The organism is Binatus soli (SeqCode), from assembly GCF_050015535.1.
GTDB classification, from domain to species: Bacteria; Desulfobacterota; Binatia; order Binatales; family Binataceae; genus Binatus; species Binatus soli.
The window spans coordinates 1-14,138 of sequence record NZ_JBEKBF010000031.1; the positions used below are offsets into that span (position 1 = coordinate 1).

General features: G+C 60.6%; 15 protein-coding genes and 1 tRNA gene. 11 read left to right on the forward strand and 5 right to left on the reverse strand.

Going from position 1 to position 14,138, the window contains the following annotated elements; genetic code table 11:
* Positions 1-90: 90 nt before the first annotated feature.
* The gene (locus tag ABR989_RS17175; protein WP_428130538.1) at positions 91-624 is read right to left on the reverse strand and encodes an FRG domain-containing protein; all 534 of its coding nucleotides are present in this window, start codon (positions 622-624) and stop codon (positions 91-93) included.
* Positions 625-1,197: 573 nt separating this feature from the next.
* Between ABR989_RS17175 and ABR989_RS17180 the strand changes: the two genes are divergently transcribed.
* The 6 genes from ABR989_RS17180 (at position 1,198) to ABR989_RS17205 (ending at position 6,124) form a co-directional block, all read left to right on the forward strand.
* A complete protein-coding gene (locus ABR989_RS17180) occupies positions 1,198-2,418 on the forward strand; it encodes a trypsin-like peptidase domain-containing protein (protein ID WP_428130539.1) in 1,221 nt (406 codons plus the stop codon).
* Between the two features lie 124 nt (positions 2,419-2,542).
* On the forward strand, positions 2,543-3,190 hold the full coding sequence (locus ABR989_RS17185; protein ID WP_428130540.1) for a 7-cyano-7-deazaguanine synthase: 648 nt from the start codon (positions 2,543-2,545) through the stop codon (positions 3,188-3,190).
* 14 nt (positions 3,191-3,204) lie between these two features.
* Positions 3,205-4,245, forward strand: coding sequence for a BMP family protein (locus ABR989_RS17190; protein ID WP_428130541.1), 1,041 nt, complete (start codon positions 3,205-3,207; stop codon positions 4,243-4,245).
* A 158-nt stretch (positions 4,246-4,403) separates the two neighbouring features.
* The gene (locus tag ABR989_RS17195) at positions 4,404-5,252 is read left to right on the forward strand and encodes an LLM class F420-dependent oxidoreductase (RefSeq protein WP_428130542.1); all 849 of its coding nucleotides are present in this window, start codon (positions 4,404-4,406) and stop codon (positions 5,250-5,252) included.
* 289 nt (positions 5,253-5,541) lie between these two features.
* The gene (locus ABR989_RS17200; RefSeq protein WP_428130543.1) at positions 5,542-5,736 is read left to right on the forward strand and encodes a helix-turn-helix domain-containing protein; all 195 of its coding nucleotides are present in this window, start codon (positions 5,542-5,544) and stop codon (positions 5,734-5,736) included.
* A gap of 151 nt (positions 5,737-5,887) precedes the next feature.
* The gene (locus ABR989_RS17205; RefSeq protein WP_428130544.1) at positions 5,888-6,124 is read left to right on the forward strand and encodes a hypothetical protein; all 237 of its coding nucleotides are present in this window, start codon (positions 5,888-5,890) and stop codon (positions 6,122-6,124) included.
* 53 nt (positions 6,125-6,177) lie between these two features.
* Here the strand turns inward: ABR989_RS17205 and ABR989_RS17210 are convergent, their stop codons facing one another.
* Entirely contained in the window at positions 6,178-8,166 is a 1,989-nt protein-coding gene (locus tag ABR989_RS17210; RefSeq protein WP_428130545.1) for a ribonuclease catalytic domain-containing protein, read from the reverse strand.
* 54 nt (positions 8,167-8,220) lie between these two features.
* Between ABR989_RS17210 and ABR989_RS17215 the strand changes: the two genes are divergently transcribed.
* Positions 8,221-8,454: a hypothetical protein gene (locus tag ABR989_RS17215; RefSeq protein ID WP_428130546.1), complete on the forward strand. Its 234-nt coding sequence runs from the start codon at positions 8,221-8,223 to the stop codon at positions 8,452-8,454.
* Positions 8,429-9,487, forward strand: a complete 1,059-nt coding sequence (locus ABR989_RS17220; protein WP_428130547.1) for an NHL repeat-containing protein — start codon at positions 8,429-8,431, stop codon at positions 9,485-9,487. Before ABR989_RS17215 ends, ABR989_RS17220 begins: the two co-directional genes overlap by 26 nt.
* Positions 9,488-9,503: 16 nt before the next feature.
* Here ABR989_RS17220 and ABR989_RS17225 read toward each other — a convergent pair whose 3' ends face one another.
* Both ABR989_RS17225 and ABR989_RS17230 read right to left on the reverse strand, forming a co-directional pair.
* Positions 9,504-10,205, reverse strand: a complete 702-nt coding sequence (locus ABR989_RS17225) for a hypothetical protein (RefSeq protein WP_428130548.1) — start codon at positions 10,203-10,205, stop codon at positions 9,504-9,506.
* A gap of 134 nt (positions 10,206-10,339) precedes the next feature.
* Complete coding sequence (locus tag ABR989_RS17230) at positions 10,340-10,831, reverse strand: hypothetical protein (RefSeq protein WP_428130549.1); 492 nt, start codon at positions 10,829-10,831, stop codon at positions 10,340-10,342.
* Between the two features lie 543 nt (positions 10,832-11,374).
* On the opposite strand from ABR989_RS17230, the gene ABR989_RS17235 reads away from it, so the two are divergent.
* The 3 genes from ABR989_RS17235 (at position 11,375) to ABR989_RS17245 (ending at position 12,807) form a co-directional block, all read left to right on the forward strand.
* A tRNA-Phe gene (locus tag ABR989_RS17235) sits at positions 11,375-11,479 on the forward strand.
* A 61-nt stretch (positions 11,480-11,540) separates the two neighbouring features.
* Positions 11,541-11,618: a hypothetical protein gene (locus tag ABR989_RS17240; RefSeq protein WP_428130552.1), complete on the forward strand. Its 78-nt coding sequence runs from the start codon at positions 11,541-11,543 to the stop codon at positions 11,616-11,618.
* Positions 11,611-12,807, forward strand: a complete 1,197-nt coding sequence (locus ABR989_RS17245) for a hypothetical protein (protein ID WP_428130550.1) — start codon at positions 11,611-11,613, stop codon at positions 12,805-12,807. The genes ABR989_RS17240 and ABR989_RS17245 overlap by 8 nt, the downstream gene beginning before the upstream one ends.
* A gap of 16 nt (positions 12,808-12,823) precedes the next feature.
* Here ABR989_RS17245 and ABR989_RS17250 read toward each other — a convergent pair whose 3' ends face one another.
* On the reverse strand, positions 12,824-14,044 hold the full coding sequence (locus ABR989_RS17250; RefSeq protein WP_428130551.1) for a choice-of-anchor D domain-containing protein: 1,221 nt from the start codon (positions 14,042-14,044) through the stop codon (positions 12,824-12,826).
* Between the last annotated feature and the right edge of the window lie 94 nt (positions 14,045-14,138).

Genomic DNA, 14,138 nt, shown 5'->3' on the forward strand with positions numbered 1-14,138 from the left:
TTGTCCTCACCCACCGGCTGCTCACCTCCGCACCACCCCTGATCGCTTCCAAACCCACGTCTGTCAATGGCTCCGCTAGGTCTTACCACATTAGTAGTACACTTGGACAAGGGAAATCCGGGGTAAAGGACCTTCGACGAGATCGAAAAGTCTATGATTGAGCCAATAGGGATCGAGCACCCACACCGCCGCATCTTCCTCCGGTTCGCCGCCGGTAACCGCGAAGTACAGCGACACCAGCGGCAAATCGGTCCAGTCGAGGAGGCGAGTCGGAGCTCCGTAGTGCTGCATCAGAAAATACCAATCCCAGATTCGCTCCGGCTCGGGCAGATGGCCGCTCGCCAATTGGATCGCGCGACTCTGGAACTGCTGACGTATTTCAGGTTCGTCGATCTCTAGCTGCGCCTCCCGCCCACGCCCAAGATACTCGACGCGATAGATACGCGGCGACAGTTGCGCGGCGGCAGGCTGACCCCTGAACCACAACCGTTCCTCTTCGCCCTTTCGTTTAATGCGATCGCCGCTCCAGGTGCGGGTCTTCTTCTGCCAGGTCTTTGTGATTCGAGTGATCGCGTCGAGAAATCCGGAGAGGGTAGCGATAGGCGGTTCAAATCTGATTGGCACGGTTGATTAGCCAACAGGACATATGGGGGGTTAGTCCAGAAAGTCGGGGCGAAGCTCCGGATACTGTCTCTTTTGATTATCGGGAACTCGTGTCCACGCCTGACGATACTCGAAACACGCCGAATGCCACTGAGACAATGCCGAATTGAACTGTTGGGCGGTCGGCCATCGATCCGCAAGTATGGTCGGGCCACCCGCCAATTCACTAGGATATGGACCGCCTGGCGCGATAGTGATGGTCTGCCAAGGTCGCATGCCGCCTCGTCCGCGTTGTGCAGCAAGTGCCGCGTAGATTTTGCCGAGGGAGTCGATAAGTTGTTCGACGGTCTTGGTCGCGTCGCGATACGCCCCGCGCTTCGCCATACATTCTTCGATCGGGGTCGTCTCTATACTCTGTCCGGTTGGGGTCATCGCTACCACACCTCCTGCATCACTTTCATTGATGGATAGTATCACTTCGAGTGATGCCGATTAACAGCGGAACGCTGCCGGAATCGAGCATACCCCGGCTGGGCGCGCCCGGCGGCGAGGTCGCGCGCAATCGCGACCGTCCAGCGGCCATTCAACGCCCATTTGTCGGTCGCGCGCCGGTCTGGTAACTCAATGTCGATGAATCTCCGACACGCCGCCGCGCTCGCGCTTGTGGGGCTTCGAGCCAGCATTCGGGTCGCCCGTCACCACACTAAAGAAATTGCCATTGCGCTCGTTCTCGCCGTGGTCGCAGCAATCGCGATCGACCGATACTACAAGTGGGAGCGCTCGGAGATGATGCAGAACAATCGTAAGGCAGTCGCGACCCTCACAACTTTCGACGAAAGCGGTAGTGCAGTCGAGCAGGGGACCGGATTTTTCATCACAAACAACGGCGTCTTAGTAACCGCGTATCACGTACTCAAGGGGGCCGCGACGATTCGCGCGCACCTTCCCTCGGGCGCCTATTATGCCTTCAAAGAAATTCGCGCTGCTGACGAAAAAGCCGACATCGCGGTTTTGCAATTCGATGCGACTGACACGCCTTCGGTGAGAGCACTCGGCGATTCCGACAACCTGCGGGTCGGCGACGAAGTGTATGCTATAGGAACGCCTTCCGGTCTTGAAGGCACTGTGTCCACGGGCACTATCAGTAATCCCGTTCAGGAGGTTGCCGAGCGGTCCTACATTCAGTTCACGGCCTCGATTTCCCCTGGAAGCAGCGGTGGAGGGCTCTTCGACGAGGACGGCGAAGTGATCGGCATCACCGCCGCTGTAGTCGCAGCCCCTAACGCCGAGAACCTGAACCTTGCGGTGCCGATCAACACGTACAGGACAGTGCTCACCGGAACGGCGGGTCAAATCACGAGAGAAAGCCCTGAGCTGTATTATTCACTTGGCAACCTCGCCGATAACAAGGAACACTGGGACGAAGCCATTGACGACTACCAAAAGGCAATCGCTCTGGATCCGAACTATCTGAACGCCTACAGCGGATTGGGCGGAGATTATTTCGAGAAGCGTCAATTTGATCTCGAAGTTGCGAATTATCTGAAGGTGACGGAACTCGATCCGAAAGACGCCGACTCTTTCTATTGGTTAGGTACGGCTTACGAAGATACAGGGAACTTCAATGACGCGGTTGCCGCCTACGTGACGGCGCTGAAAATCGAGCCGGATCATATGATGGCGCTACACGATCTCGCCATCTTGTATTTGGCCGAGGGAAAAGTTGACGAGGCGAAAGAATTGTTGCCCCGCATCTCGAATCTAAATCCCGGATGGGGCAATAAGCTTGCGCTGCTCGTCAAACGAATCAAGTGAACAAGTTTCGTCGGGCCCCTGGTCGCGCGCGACAACGGAGCGCGGCCTTAACACTGGCCTCCCGTGCCAACGGGTCTTAATACTGGCCAGCCGTGCCAACGGTACGAGAAGAGAGAGAGTCAGCTTGGACAAGATTTCAGTACTGGCGAGCGGCGGCCTGGACAGCTCGGTTCTGATCGCGAAGCTGGCAACCGCCGCCCAAGTTTACCCGCTCTACGTGCGATGCGGTTTCGCATGGGAAGACATGGAACTCGATCGCCTTCAATCCTTCCTCGACGCGCTCGACAACCGCAACGTGATGCCGACAACTGTTCTCTCCGCCCCAAGCCGCGTCCTGTACGGCGACCACTGGAGCGTGTCGGGCGCCAGCGTTCCCGGCGCCAACGAACCCGACGAGAACACCTACCTGCCGGGCCGGAACATCATACTGATTGCGTTGGCGGCCGTTTGGGGCAGCACGCACGGCGTCTCACGCATCGCGATCGGATCGCTGGGCGGCAACCCGTTTTCCGATGCTACCCTTGAGTTCTTCGAGAGCTTCGCCCGCGCCCTCAGCATGGGACTGGGACACAATGTGACGGTCGAGGCGCCCATGAGAGGTCTCCATAAGGACGACCTGATTAGGATGTTCAAAGACCTGCCGCTCGAGTTGACCTTGACCTGCATGGCGCCAAAGGGCGCTCGGCACTGCGGGCAATGCAACAAATGCCGCGAGCGTCAGCTCGCCTTTCGCAACGCGGGTGTCGTGGATCGCACCGTTTACGTCGGCTAGTTGGTGTCTTGGGGATGGATTCAGCAGAGCTGCGCACTTATCCCAAGTGGAAATTCCTGGCTATAGCTCTCGTGCTCCTGCAAATAGCTATCCTCGGAGCTTGCACCTCCCATCCTGCTACTGGTGCAAAGCCCAATTCTGCATTTCGAGTCGCGCTGCTCACGCCCGGACCGGTTAGCGACGCGGGCTGGAATGCGGCTGCGTATGAAGGACTCGAGCTCATCAAGACCAAGCTCGGCGCCGATACCGCCCTGGTCCAGACTAAGTCGCCCGCCGACTTCGAGGACGCTTTCCGCGACTTCGCCTCGCGCGGATTCGACCTTATCTTCGCTCACGGTTTCGAGTACACCGATTCCGCCATCGAGGTGGCGCGAAGTTTTCCCAATACTTACTTTGTGGTCAGTTCGGGGGCTGAGTCGTCCGCAAATGTCGCGTCGCTAACCTTCAATGTCGACGAGGCAACCTACGTGGAAGGCGTGCTGGCAGCTGGTGTCTCGAAAACCGGAGTCGTAGGCGCCGTCGGCGGGATAGAACTGCCGTCGATACGATTGTTCTTCGAGGGCTTCAAGCGCGGCTTTCTTTCAGTACAGCCCAAAGGTCGCATTCTGATCAGCTATACCGGCAATTTCGACGACGTTGGCGCCGCCAAGGAAGCGGCGCTTGCGCAAATCAGCCAGGGCGCGGACGTGCTGATTCACAATGCTGACGCGGCCGGCCTTGGCGTCTTCCTTGCGGCCGCACAAGCGCACGTCTTCGCCTTCGGCGTATTTAACAACCAGAACGGCGTCGCCCCGGACGTCGTCCTGGCCAGCGCCGTGACTTCGACTCCGCTGGCTTTCCTGAAAATCGCAACCGAGGTCAAAGACAAGCGCTTTCATCCGGGGATGTTGGAATTTGGAATGCAGGACGGGATGGTGCGCGTGGCGTTTAACCCGAGGCTCGAATCGCGCATTCCCGCCGCCGCACTCCAACGCGCGCGCAAAGTCGAGCATGACCTCGCGACCGGCCAACTGGTTCTCCCGCCAGCGCTCACGCAGCCCCCTGCCGCCAAATAGGCCGCCACTTGCCTCCCGCCGCCGGAGCACTCGCGTTCCTTGAGCTTCATCTCGCGTCATGAATTGGCCACTTTTGGCCAACTTGTTTGCCTTCGCGTTCGACCGCTCGTACACTGCCGCTCAACTATGTCAACCAGCAATCTGCGGGGGTTAAATTCATGAAATTCGGACTGTTCGGAATCAACACCGGAGCTTGTGCGTTGCCCAAGTGTGCCGCCGCAGTCGCGCGCGCGGCCGAAGATGCGGGGTTCGAAAGCCTGTGGACGGGCGAGCATGTAATCCTGCCCGACCCGCAGGCCCCGCCCTCGCCGGTGGCGCCGGACTACCCGATGCTCGACCCTGCAGTCGCGCTGGCCTTCATCGCGGCGCACACGACCAAGATTCGCTTGGGAACCGGCATCATCATATTGCCGCAGCGAAATCCCGTGGTGCTCGCCAAAGAGCTCGCCTCGACGGACGTGCTGTCGAACGGCCGGCTGATCTTCGGTATCGGCGTTGGATATCTGAAGCCCGAGTTCGAGGCGATTGGCGCACCGTTCGATCACAAGGGTGCACGAGCGGAGGAGTGGCTGGCGGCGATGATTGCGCTGTGGTCGATGCCCAAGCCGGAGTTCAGCGGCAAGTGGTTCAAGTTCAAGGGCGTCAACGCGATGCCGCGGCCGGTGCAGAAGCCGCATCCCGAGATTGTCTTCGGCGGACACACCAAAGAGGCGTTCAGCCGGGCGGCGCGGCTGGCCAAAGGATGGTACGGATTTGCGCTGGACCTGGAGGCGACGGCGAAGTGCGTCGAGGGGCTGCGGGCGGCATGCAAGGCGGCGGGCCGTCCGTTCGAAGAGCTGGAGGTAAGCGTCACTCCGAGTCCACGAGTGAAGGTGAATCGCGACACCGCCAAGCGTTACGGCGACCTGGGCGTGAGCCGGCTGATCTTGTTGCAGCGCGGCGCGGATGAAGCGGCGCTGCTCGAAGGCGTTGGCGAGACCGGGCGCGACTTGATCGGCAAGGTGTGAGGTGTGACCCACAGTCAGCAGCGGAGCGAGCCGGTCAAAATAGGACAACGGGTGTCTCAAGAGCGCGACGGCGGGCATTGACGAGTCGCGTTCACGGCGGGATCGGCATTTTTCTGCCGAGCGCCAAAATCCTACCGCCTGCGGCGGTCAATTTTGGCCGCAGGTCGGTTTATTCGGCTGACATTTCCGTCCGCATCCTCTCGGCACGCATGTTGCGTTAACCCTCTTCAAGAGTCGCTTGGGTAATCGCACGAATCGATAAAACGGATCTGAAAAGGGGAACTGGCAGATGTTGAAAAACGACAGCAGTCACGTACTGACGGTTAAGGAACTCTCGGACTATTTGAAGGTTCATCCGTCAACGATATATCGGCAGCTCAAGCGCGGACGGCTTCCGGCGTTCAAGGTCGGCAGCGACTGGCGCTTCAATATCGAATCGATCGATCGCTGGCGTCTGGATCAGGATGTGTTCAAATCGATGTAGGACTGTCCGGGGCGCGTATCGGAAAAGGGCGGGAGTCAGCGGGAAAGAGGGGAGTCACGCAGAGGGGCGTCCGAGAGGACGCCCGGCGTGGCTAATTTCGGTCAGCACGGCGAAGGCCGACCGATCAGAGACAAATTCGATAGGAACAAATATGCGTTTGACTATTGCAGCCGGATTGATCATGGGCGTGTCGCTGGCGGTGCAGTCGGCACTCGGCGCTCACGCCAGGGCCAAAGTCGGTCATGCGGCGAGCGCAGGTAGTCGCGTCCACGAGATCGCGCCCTGGTATATCGCAATGAATGCCGGGCACAACGCTGGGCAGAGCGCGGGTACGCCCGGTACTCACGCGGGGCCGCTTCGGGAAGCTGATGCAATCGGGTCTTCGTAGCGGCACGTCGCGCGTCGCGAAGGGGGCCCAGGGGCTGCGAGGCTGAGGGGTGATCAGATGCTTCTGATCGCACCTGTCGAAGCCTCATCGGCGGGACCGGCGAAATCGAACGCGAGCCATCCGCGCAGCGGATCGACGCGGCTCACCTGCACCATTATCGGCATCTGATTGGGCAAGGTGGGTGCACCGTGCAAGGTTCCGCGCACGGCGAAATCAGCGAGTTCCGCACTTTGGCCTTCGCGTGCGACGTAGGCAAGGATTGGGCCGTCAAGCGCGTGACGCTCGAGGTATCGGAGAATCCAGTAACGCTTGGCGCGCCGTTCGAGCTCGCGACCGGAAGCCTCCGCATTCTCGGCGCCGGCGAGCACGGTAAGTAATTCATCGACGGTGTAAATCGGCGTTTGGTTGTCGCGATTCTTAAGCGCACCCAACAGTTGTCGCTGCAGAACCAAATCGGCGTAGCGGCGGATCGGTGAGCTCAACTGCGCGTAAAAGTCGAGTCCGATTCCGGCGTGGTATTCCGGGTGCAGCGACAGGCGCGGGCGCTGCGATGCCAGATCGCCGCCAAGTTGCGGCTGCACACGGTAAATGATCGAAATCCGGTTCGCGGCGGCATAGCGAGCGGCGACGAAATTGCTCAGCACCATGAACTCCGCCACCAGCGTGCGACCCGGCGACGCGTTATCGACCACGCTGATTTCCACGTCGTCGCCGCGCACGCGGACCTTCGCCTCGCGCCGCTGCACGAGGACTGCGCCGGCGGTCCGGCGCCGCTGACGAAGCTGGGTAGCGGCGGCATGCAGTCTCGAGATGGTAGCGGCGGCCTCGTCGGTGCAGGTCCCTGACTCGAGAATGCGATCGACCTGGTCGTAGTCGAGCCGGCGCTTGATTGGAATTCGAGCGGGATAAATCGAGGCTTCGACGAGTTCGCCGTCGGCCGACAACCGCACGTCGGTGGTCAGCACGGGGCGATCTTCGCCGGCAATCAAACTCGCGGCGCGGCATGAAATCGGATCGGGAAGCATCCTGATGGTTGTTTCGGGCAGATAAACGGTGGTTGCGCGTGCGGCCGCCTCCTGGTCCATCGCGCCGCCCTTGACGACGAAATCGGCAACCAACGCTATGTGCACGCGTACCCGCATGCCGCCGCCGGCGAGCGCCTCGCAACTGAGAGCGTCGTCAACCTCGACGGTGTCGTCGTCATCCACGGTGACGGCGTAGCCGCCGTCGGAAATCGCGCGTGGACCAGGCGCCGTCTCGGCCGCCTCCTTCATGACGGCGTCGCTGAATTCGTCCTTGAGCCCGGCGATAAACGCGAAACGCGGTACGCGCGGCCGCGCGCCGAGCCGCTCCAAAATTTCGAAAGCCGCTTCGGCGGGATCGACGTCGGGCGCCGCCTGCGCGAGCATCTGGGTCATATCGCGGCTGCGCGTGAACGGGTTCTTGAGATAGCGCGACAGCTCTTCGATGAGCGCGGCCGCTTCGTCGGCAGGTGGCATCTCGGCGCTGTTGAGAACGTCGCGCAGATGCTTCTGGATTTTACGATAGTCGTCGCTGCGCGCCCGAATCCGATCGTTCTGCATCCGCAGCCGTTCGACCTGATCGGGCGAGCGCGGCACGAAATCCATGTGGCGGCGGACGAAATAGGTCCGATCGCCCAGCAGCGCCTCGAGCATCACGGAGGCCGCGGCATTCGACCGCCGGCCGAAGAACAACTCGGCAAGTTCCGCGGCGGAAAAGCTGCGGCCCTGCTCCTGGGCGACTTCCCACAGCAATTGGAGGTCGAGTTCGGCGGCCAGTTCGGCGCGCTCCCGTTCCAGGTCGGCGAGCGCCTCCGCGACGTCTTCACGATCCGCGCGTCGATCCGGATGGCGCATCAGGACCAAATCGCGCGGAATCAGCCGCTCGTGTCCGGCGGAATCGATCACGGCGAGATGGCGTTCCTGTTCCCGGATGACGAGGGCGGCTTTGAGCCGGCCTTGATCGAGGTACTCGACGATGGTGCCGGCGTATTTGATCGGCGATGACACGTCAAAATTCATTTTGACGAGCGCCGCGACCTAAGACTATATGGAAGGGCGAACAATTGCCGGAAGATGGATCGAAATAGCGGCTTGAGCAAGAGAATTCAGATCGACCTGCCCGACGAGTTGTTTGGGCAGCTGATGCGGGTCGCGCAGGCGATGGGGATTTCGAATCCCGAGGAGGCCGCGACGATCGGTCTGGCACAGTGGGTGTCGCGCCGCAAATCCGAGCTGGACGACCGGGATCCGAACGAAAAATACGTTGTCAACGAGGCACTCGATGAACTTCTCGAAAAGAAAAAGTAGTTCTTCAGTTTTTTCACTGTTCGCCACCGCGTTGAGTGTCGCCGCCCTGACGATCGCCGCGTTGCCGAGTGTGACCAACTCGATCGCGAGCGCGGCGGGCAAGGGCTTGGACGTAGAAGTACCGTTCGAGATCAAGGCGCTGAAGGCACCCGGCCTCGTCGCACCGTACTTCCTGCAGGATAACCACGGCGTCATGGTGGTGTCCGACCGCGCGGGGGGAGTCTTCTCGGTCACGTTCGCCGGCAAGGTGACGGAGCTCGCGGGCAAGTCGAAGATCAAGAACCCGGCCGGAGTCGCGGTCGGTCCGGCGGGATTCGGCTCGTACGAGGGCAATGTTTTCGTGCTCGCCGCGGCCGGCGATATCAAGGCGCCGTGCGAGGTCGAACGAATCGACAAGTCGGGCGCGGTCAGCACGTTCGCCAAACTGCCCAACGCCGGCGCGGCGCCGACCGAATGCCGCGATCTGGAATTCGGCGCGGCCGGGACACCATTCGCAGGCAAGCTCTACGCGGCGACCAGCGGCAACGCGACAATTTATTCGATCGACTCATCGGGCAAGGCGAGCGCATTCGGCACCTACAACAAACCGGTCGTATTCGAGCTGACCACGATAACATTTCCACCCGCTTCCGATTCCAAGGCGGCGAACCTGATGCTGGTCGGGATGCGCGCCAAGGGGGCTGGAGTGTCGAAGGTCGGCCGCATCGGCATGGTCGGCGCCGACGGCAAGATGAAAGATGACGTTTACCTGGTCGGATTCATCCGTCCGTCGGGCTTCGCGTGGGCGCCGTCAAACTTCGGCTCATACAGTGACGAGTTGATGATCGCGGACACCGGCAAATTTGCTTACGAGAACAACAATGAACGCGACGGCTCGGTCTATCGCGTGGAGAAAGGGATCGCCCGGGGGTTCGCCTCGGGTCTGATGGATCCGACGGACATGAAGTTCATCGGCAGCAAGGCGGTGATTTGCGATCCTGCTGAGAAGGGCCAGGGACAGGGCGCAATCGTGATTATCACGTCGCTGCTGTAGGGCGCGGACTGTCCCGTCAGTGCCAGGGTTCGCGGACGACTTCGGTGTCGCCGGTCTCGCGATCGACCAGCAGCATCTCGACCTGGTTGTATTGTCCCTTGGGAAAGAAAACGTAGCCGCTCACCGTGAAGTCCTTGCGCACTTCCTCGGGTTTCAGTGAGAGCGCCTCGATCTGCTGATTGGCCTGCTGGTCGGCTTTCGTCTGTCCGGCTTGGGCGCCCTGGACAATCCCGTAGCCGGCGCCGTATGCGCTGCCGACGATCGCGCCCATGCCGGCGGCGCCGAATGCGGAGCCCACCGCGGCGCCTAATCCCGCACCGACAGCGCCCGCAGCCACGCCGCTGAAGGCCGCGCTCTTGAGCGCGGCCTTGAGTTCGCCCGCGTTGCCGGATTGTCGCGCCGCCTCACCCGGTGGAAGAGGAGCGACTCGTTCGCCGGCGTCGTTGAGCGCGAACACCTGGCTTGGCACGATCGCGCGCGGTGCGTCGGTGCCGTTGGCGATCGATACGTAAACCGGGGTTACCGCGCCGACGGTAGGCGCGGCCGCGACACTTACGGCCAAGCGGCCTTGTTGCGGAGTCGCGACGACGTTGGGGGTATGTTCGATCGGCGCCTGCGCGATGCCGCATCCGGAAATTGCGATTGCCGCCGCGATTGCACCGGTTCGAAGTCCGATAGCAAGGCTTCGATGCATCCCGGGCGCGGTTCGATTTTTCATGAGCATCACGAATGATGTTTCAGAGTCTCATTTCAATCCGTGGCGCGACGCAAGTCCATACCCGCTCGCCTCGCATCTATAGACGCAGCGCACGGGCGGAGGTTTCAGCGGCGCTCGAACTGCTCGCATAACATTTAGCGTGGGTGGCCGCGTGTCGGCGGGGGGCCAGGTCTGCGGCCGATCGGAGGTCCGGGGGCGAATCCGCCAACCCAGATTAGCGGTGGAGGAAAAAACGCACCGTTCAAGGCGTTCAATGACGCGACTTCCTGGTCCCCCGATTCGGCGGCATACTGTGCAGTGTCATTTTGCTGTCTCATGGCCATCTGGTAGCGGTCGAATTCGTTTTGGTGTCCTTCATACACGCATGAGCAGACGTCAGGGTCGTAGTACCAGTAGACCGTGCCGGATTGGGTCTTATAGTTGCGAATTTCCTGCGGCGGGAGGTCTTGCACGAGCCCGACTTTGTCGGAAGTGTCGATTTTGATCGTGCTGAAGCCCGCGTCGGAGAGCATCGCTTCGGTTTTTTGAACGGCCTCAGGCCGCGAGGCTTCATAGTGATGGTACGCGGCGCACCCCGACACGATTAGCGCCGATAGAACCAAAACGATGAACCGTTTTTGCCGCAAGAAGTCCGCCCGTTCGTCGATGCAGTCGGCGACCCGTCAGCATCCACGGCGCGCCGCGCGATAGAGCATATATCCATCGCGCGCCAGATAGAATGAACAATTGCGGGGCCGCTCCGCATCGCGGCAGGGGGCGTAGGCGGTCCAATGCGCCATCTTCGCGCGCGGGCGTCTTTATGATTTAACGATCTTGTTCGCTTACGGGCCGGGGTGGCGAAATGGCATACGGAGAGGACTTAAAAGTCTGGAACGGTTACCGCCAGACTGACGTTACATCCCGCTGCCCCATGTGATAGATAGCTCCAGATGACCAGCCACGCGGGCGTGGCGGAATGGCAGACGCTACGGACTTAAGGAAACTTGAGTGCTCGCCTGGGAAACCGGCGATGCAGAACTGCCCAAATTCGGGGAAACCTGAAATGGCAATCCCGAGCCAAGCCCGGCCGGAACATTCCAGCCGGGAAGGTGTAGAGACTAGACGGGCAGCACCTAAGCCCCGGATCTTCCGGGGGACGGTGAAGGGATAGTCCAGACCGCAAACCTGATGCGGGCGCTTCAAAACGCCGCGTCCGGGCGGCGAAAGCCGTGGACGGTATGAAAATCCGTTGAGCTTGACGGCTCGTGAGGGTTCGACTCCCTCCGCCCGCACCATTATTCTTCGCGCTCTCTTGCGCCGGGAAAGAAGCGGGACACCAAGCTTGGCGAATACCGGATATTTTATATCATTGACGACACAACCAGAACCGTCGATGTGACGCGAATCGCGCACCGACGCGACGTCTATGAATAACCGAGACACGGCGACCCGGCTGCCAGACATGTTTTCCGAAGATGAGCGCCACACGCTCTGTTGCGCTCGCCAGGGATTGCTGCGGCTTCATCCAGTCGGACAGCTTCTAACCGACCGCGAATCGGCCGACTCCTGGCGATCACGAATCATCGCCAACACCGACTCTGCGGTCCGGCAGGCCGCAGCGTTAAATCAACCTTGGCTAGAACGGCAAAAACAGCGGCTGCTCGACACCAAGGACTTTTCAACTCCTGCAGGCGCTCTTGCTGAGATTCGCGCGTTTGGTGCTCTCACGGAGGCCCATTTCAGCGTACGACCCATCAAAGAAGGCAACGTCAAAACGACAGATTTTGCCGTGTCGATTGGTGATGCTCAGGTTGCGGTCGAAGTGGTTGCCAAGCAGATCGATCCGAAAATGCAAAAGGCGCTTGAGAAAATTCTTTCTCGTCAGCAAGAAGAGCTTCGACGGCGGGCTAGTGCCGCTGACATGCGTGCACAATCAAAAGGGAATGTATTGGTCGGGCACGGCTCGTACGAGCCGTTCGGTGGGGTAGACTCCAGCAAACCAGGAGATTCTCTGAGAGCGAACGCTATCAGCCGGATCCGTCGAATCGAAGATGACAAGGAGGAACAACTTCCGCGGGATGAACCAACCGTCCTATGGGTCGATTTTCAGGACGATGCGTGGGCTTTGGTAGTGGGCGCGGGAGAGGCATTTCCCGTGACGGCCTCGAGGGGACGCGTTACCTCGGGCTTGCTCTGGTACGCGCATTACGGATGGAAAGGCGCGCCGATCATGGAGCATCAGGGCAGTGCGTACGACCGGCGTACGGTCCTTATGGGTCACCAAGGAAAGTTTCGGGATAAAACTAAGTTGGCCACTGTGATCATCTCATGCCCGGCTACCACAATCCTATTTGAAAATCCGTCCGCGAATATACCCCTTCCGGACTCATTCCGGCGCCAATGTCTTTGGCTGCGGTCGTTTGAATCTCAGGCATCGATTGCGAATTGGACGCCTGACCTCGCCCAGCGCACCGTCAATCTACAGGCCGAACAAATCTGTTACTCCGCCGAGGCTTTGATCGCCATCGGCGCCTTCACGCGGCAGGTCGACCCGCAACTCGACCCAATTCTTAAAACCATCAACAGCCAGCTTCAGCCACCCCCGAAATTCCCGAAAACATAACCCATCGGGCCCCTGCCTATTTGCTTTTGCCCTTGCCCTTGAGTTTCACCGACTGCGGCTCATGGTCTGCATTGTCGATGACCGTCAGCGTGGCGTTATACGGTTGCGCGGCGGCCGGCGTGAACGTGACTCCGATCGTGCACTTCGCGCCTGCCGCCAGCGATGCACCGCAGTCATTCGTCACGCCGAACGGACCGCCGGCTGCGCTGAGCCCATACCCGTCCATCAACACCGTAACACCGGGCTTCTTTTTGCTGCCCTTGGGGTTGCTCACGGTGATGTTCTTGGGTCCCTTCTGATTCCCGACTTTCACCGTGCCGAAGTTCAGCGACGCCGGACTGATCTTCAGCTTGACCGGCACTGGCGTAGGCGTGGCCGTCGGCGTGGCTGTAACTGTCGGTGTTGCCGTGGGCGTCGCAGTCGCCGTTGAAGTTGCGGTCGGCGTCGCGGTGGCTGTAGGAGTCGCAGTAGCGGTCGCTGTGGCAGTCGGCGTCGGTGTGGCAGTGACGGTCGGCGTGGCCGTCAGCGTCGGCGTGGGCGTCGCGGTCGGCGTCGCCGTTGCGGTGGTAGTCGCGGTCCCCGTCGGCGTTGGCGTTGCGGTTCGGGTCGCCGTCGCGCTCGCCGTAGGAACGGCGCCCACAGCGTAGAGGTTCTTGCCATAGGGGTAATCGGAGCCGAAGTAAACTGTGCCGTCGCTGCCGATTGCCGGCGAGGAATCCACCTCACCGCCGGTTGTGAACGCCCACTTCTGCGTGGCGCTCGTGCCATTGTCGGTTACCGCGTAGAGGTTGTCGTCATCGGAGCCGAAGTAAACTGTGCCGTCGCTGCCGATTGCCGGCGATGACTCCACCTCACCGCCGGTTGTGAACGCCCACTTCTGCGTGGCGCTCGTGCCATTGTCGGTTACCGCGTAGAGGTTTTGGTCATCGGAGCCGAAGTAAACTGTGCCGTCGCTGCCGATTGCCGGCGATGACTCCACCCCACCGCCGGTTGTGAACGCCCACTTCTGCGTGGCGCTCGTGCCATTGTCGGTTACCGCGTAGAGGTTTTGGTCCGAAGAACCGACATAAATGGTGCCATCGGCACCGACCGCCGGCGAGGACCCCACACCAGAAACAAAGTTGCCGATTCCGAACGCCCACTTCTGCGTGGCGCTCGTGCCATTGTCGGTTATCGCGTAGAGGTTGTCGTAGGAGCCGACGTAAACCGGGATTTCCATTTTGACTTCAGGTTCCAACTCGTTGTGTAGCCCGAACGGCCCTTTCTAGCAAGGTTTTAGCCGGGGTTGGTCCACAATGCTACCAGCGGCGCCGGGAGGGGCCGGTTTCGCG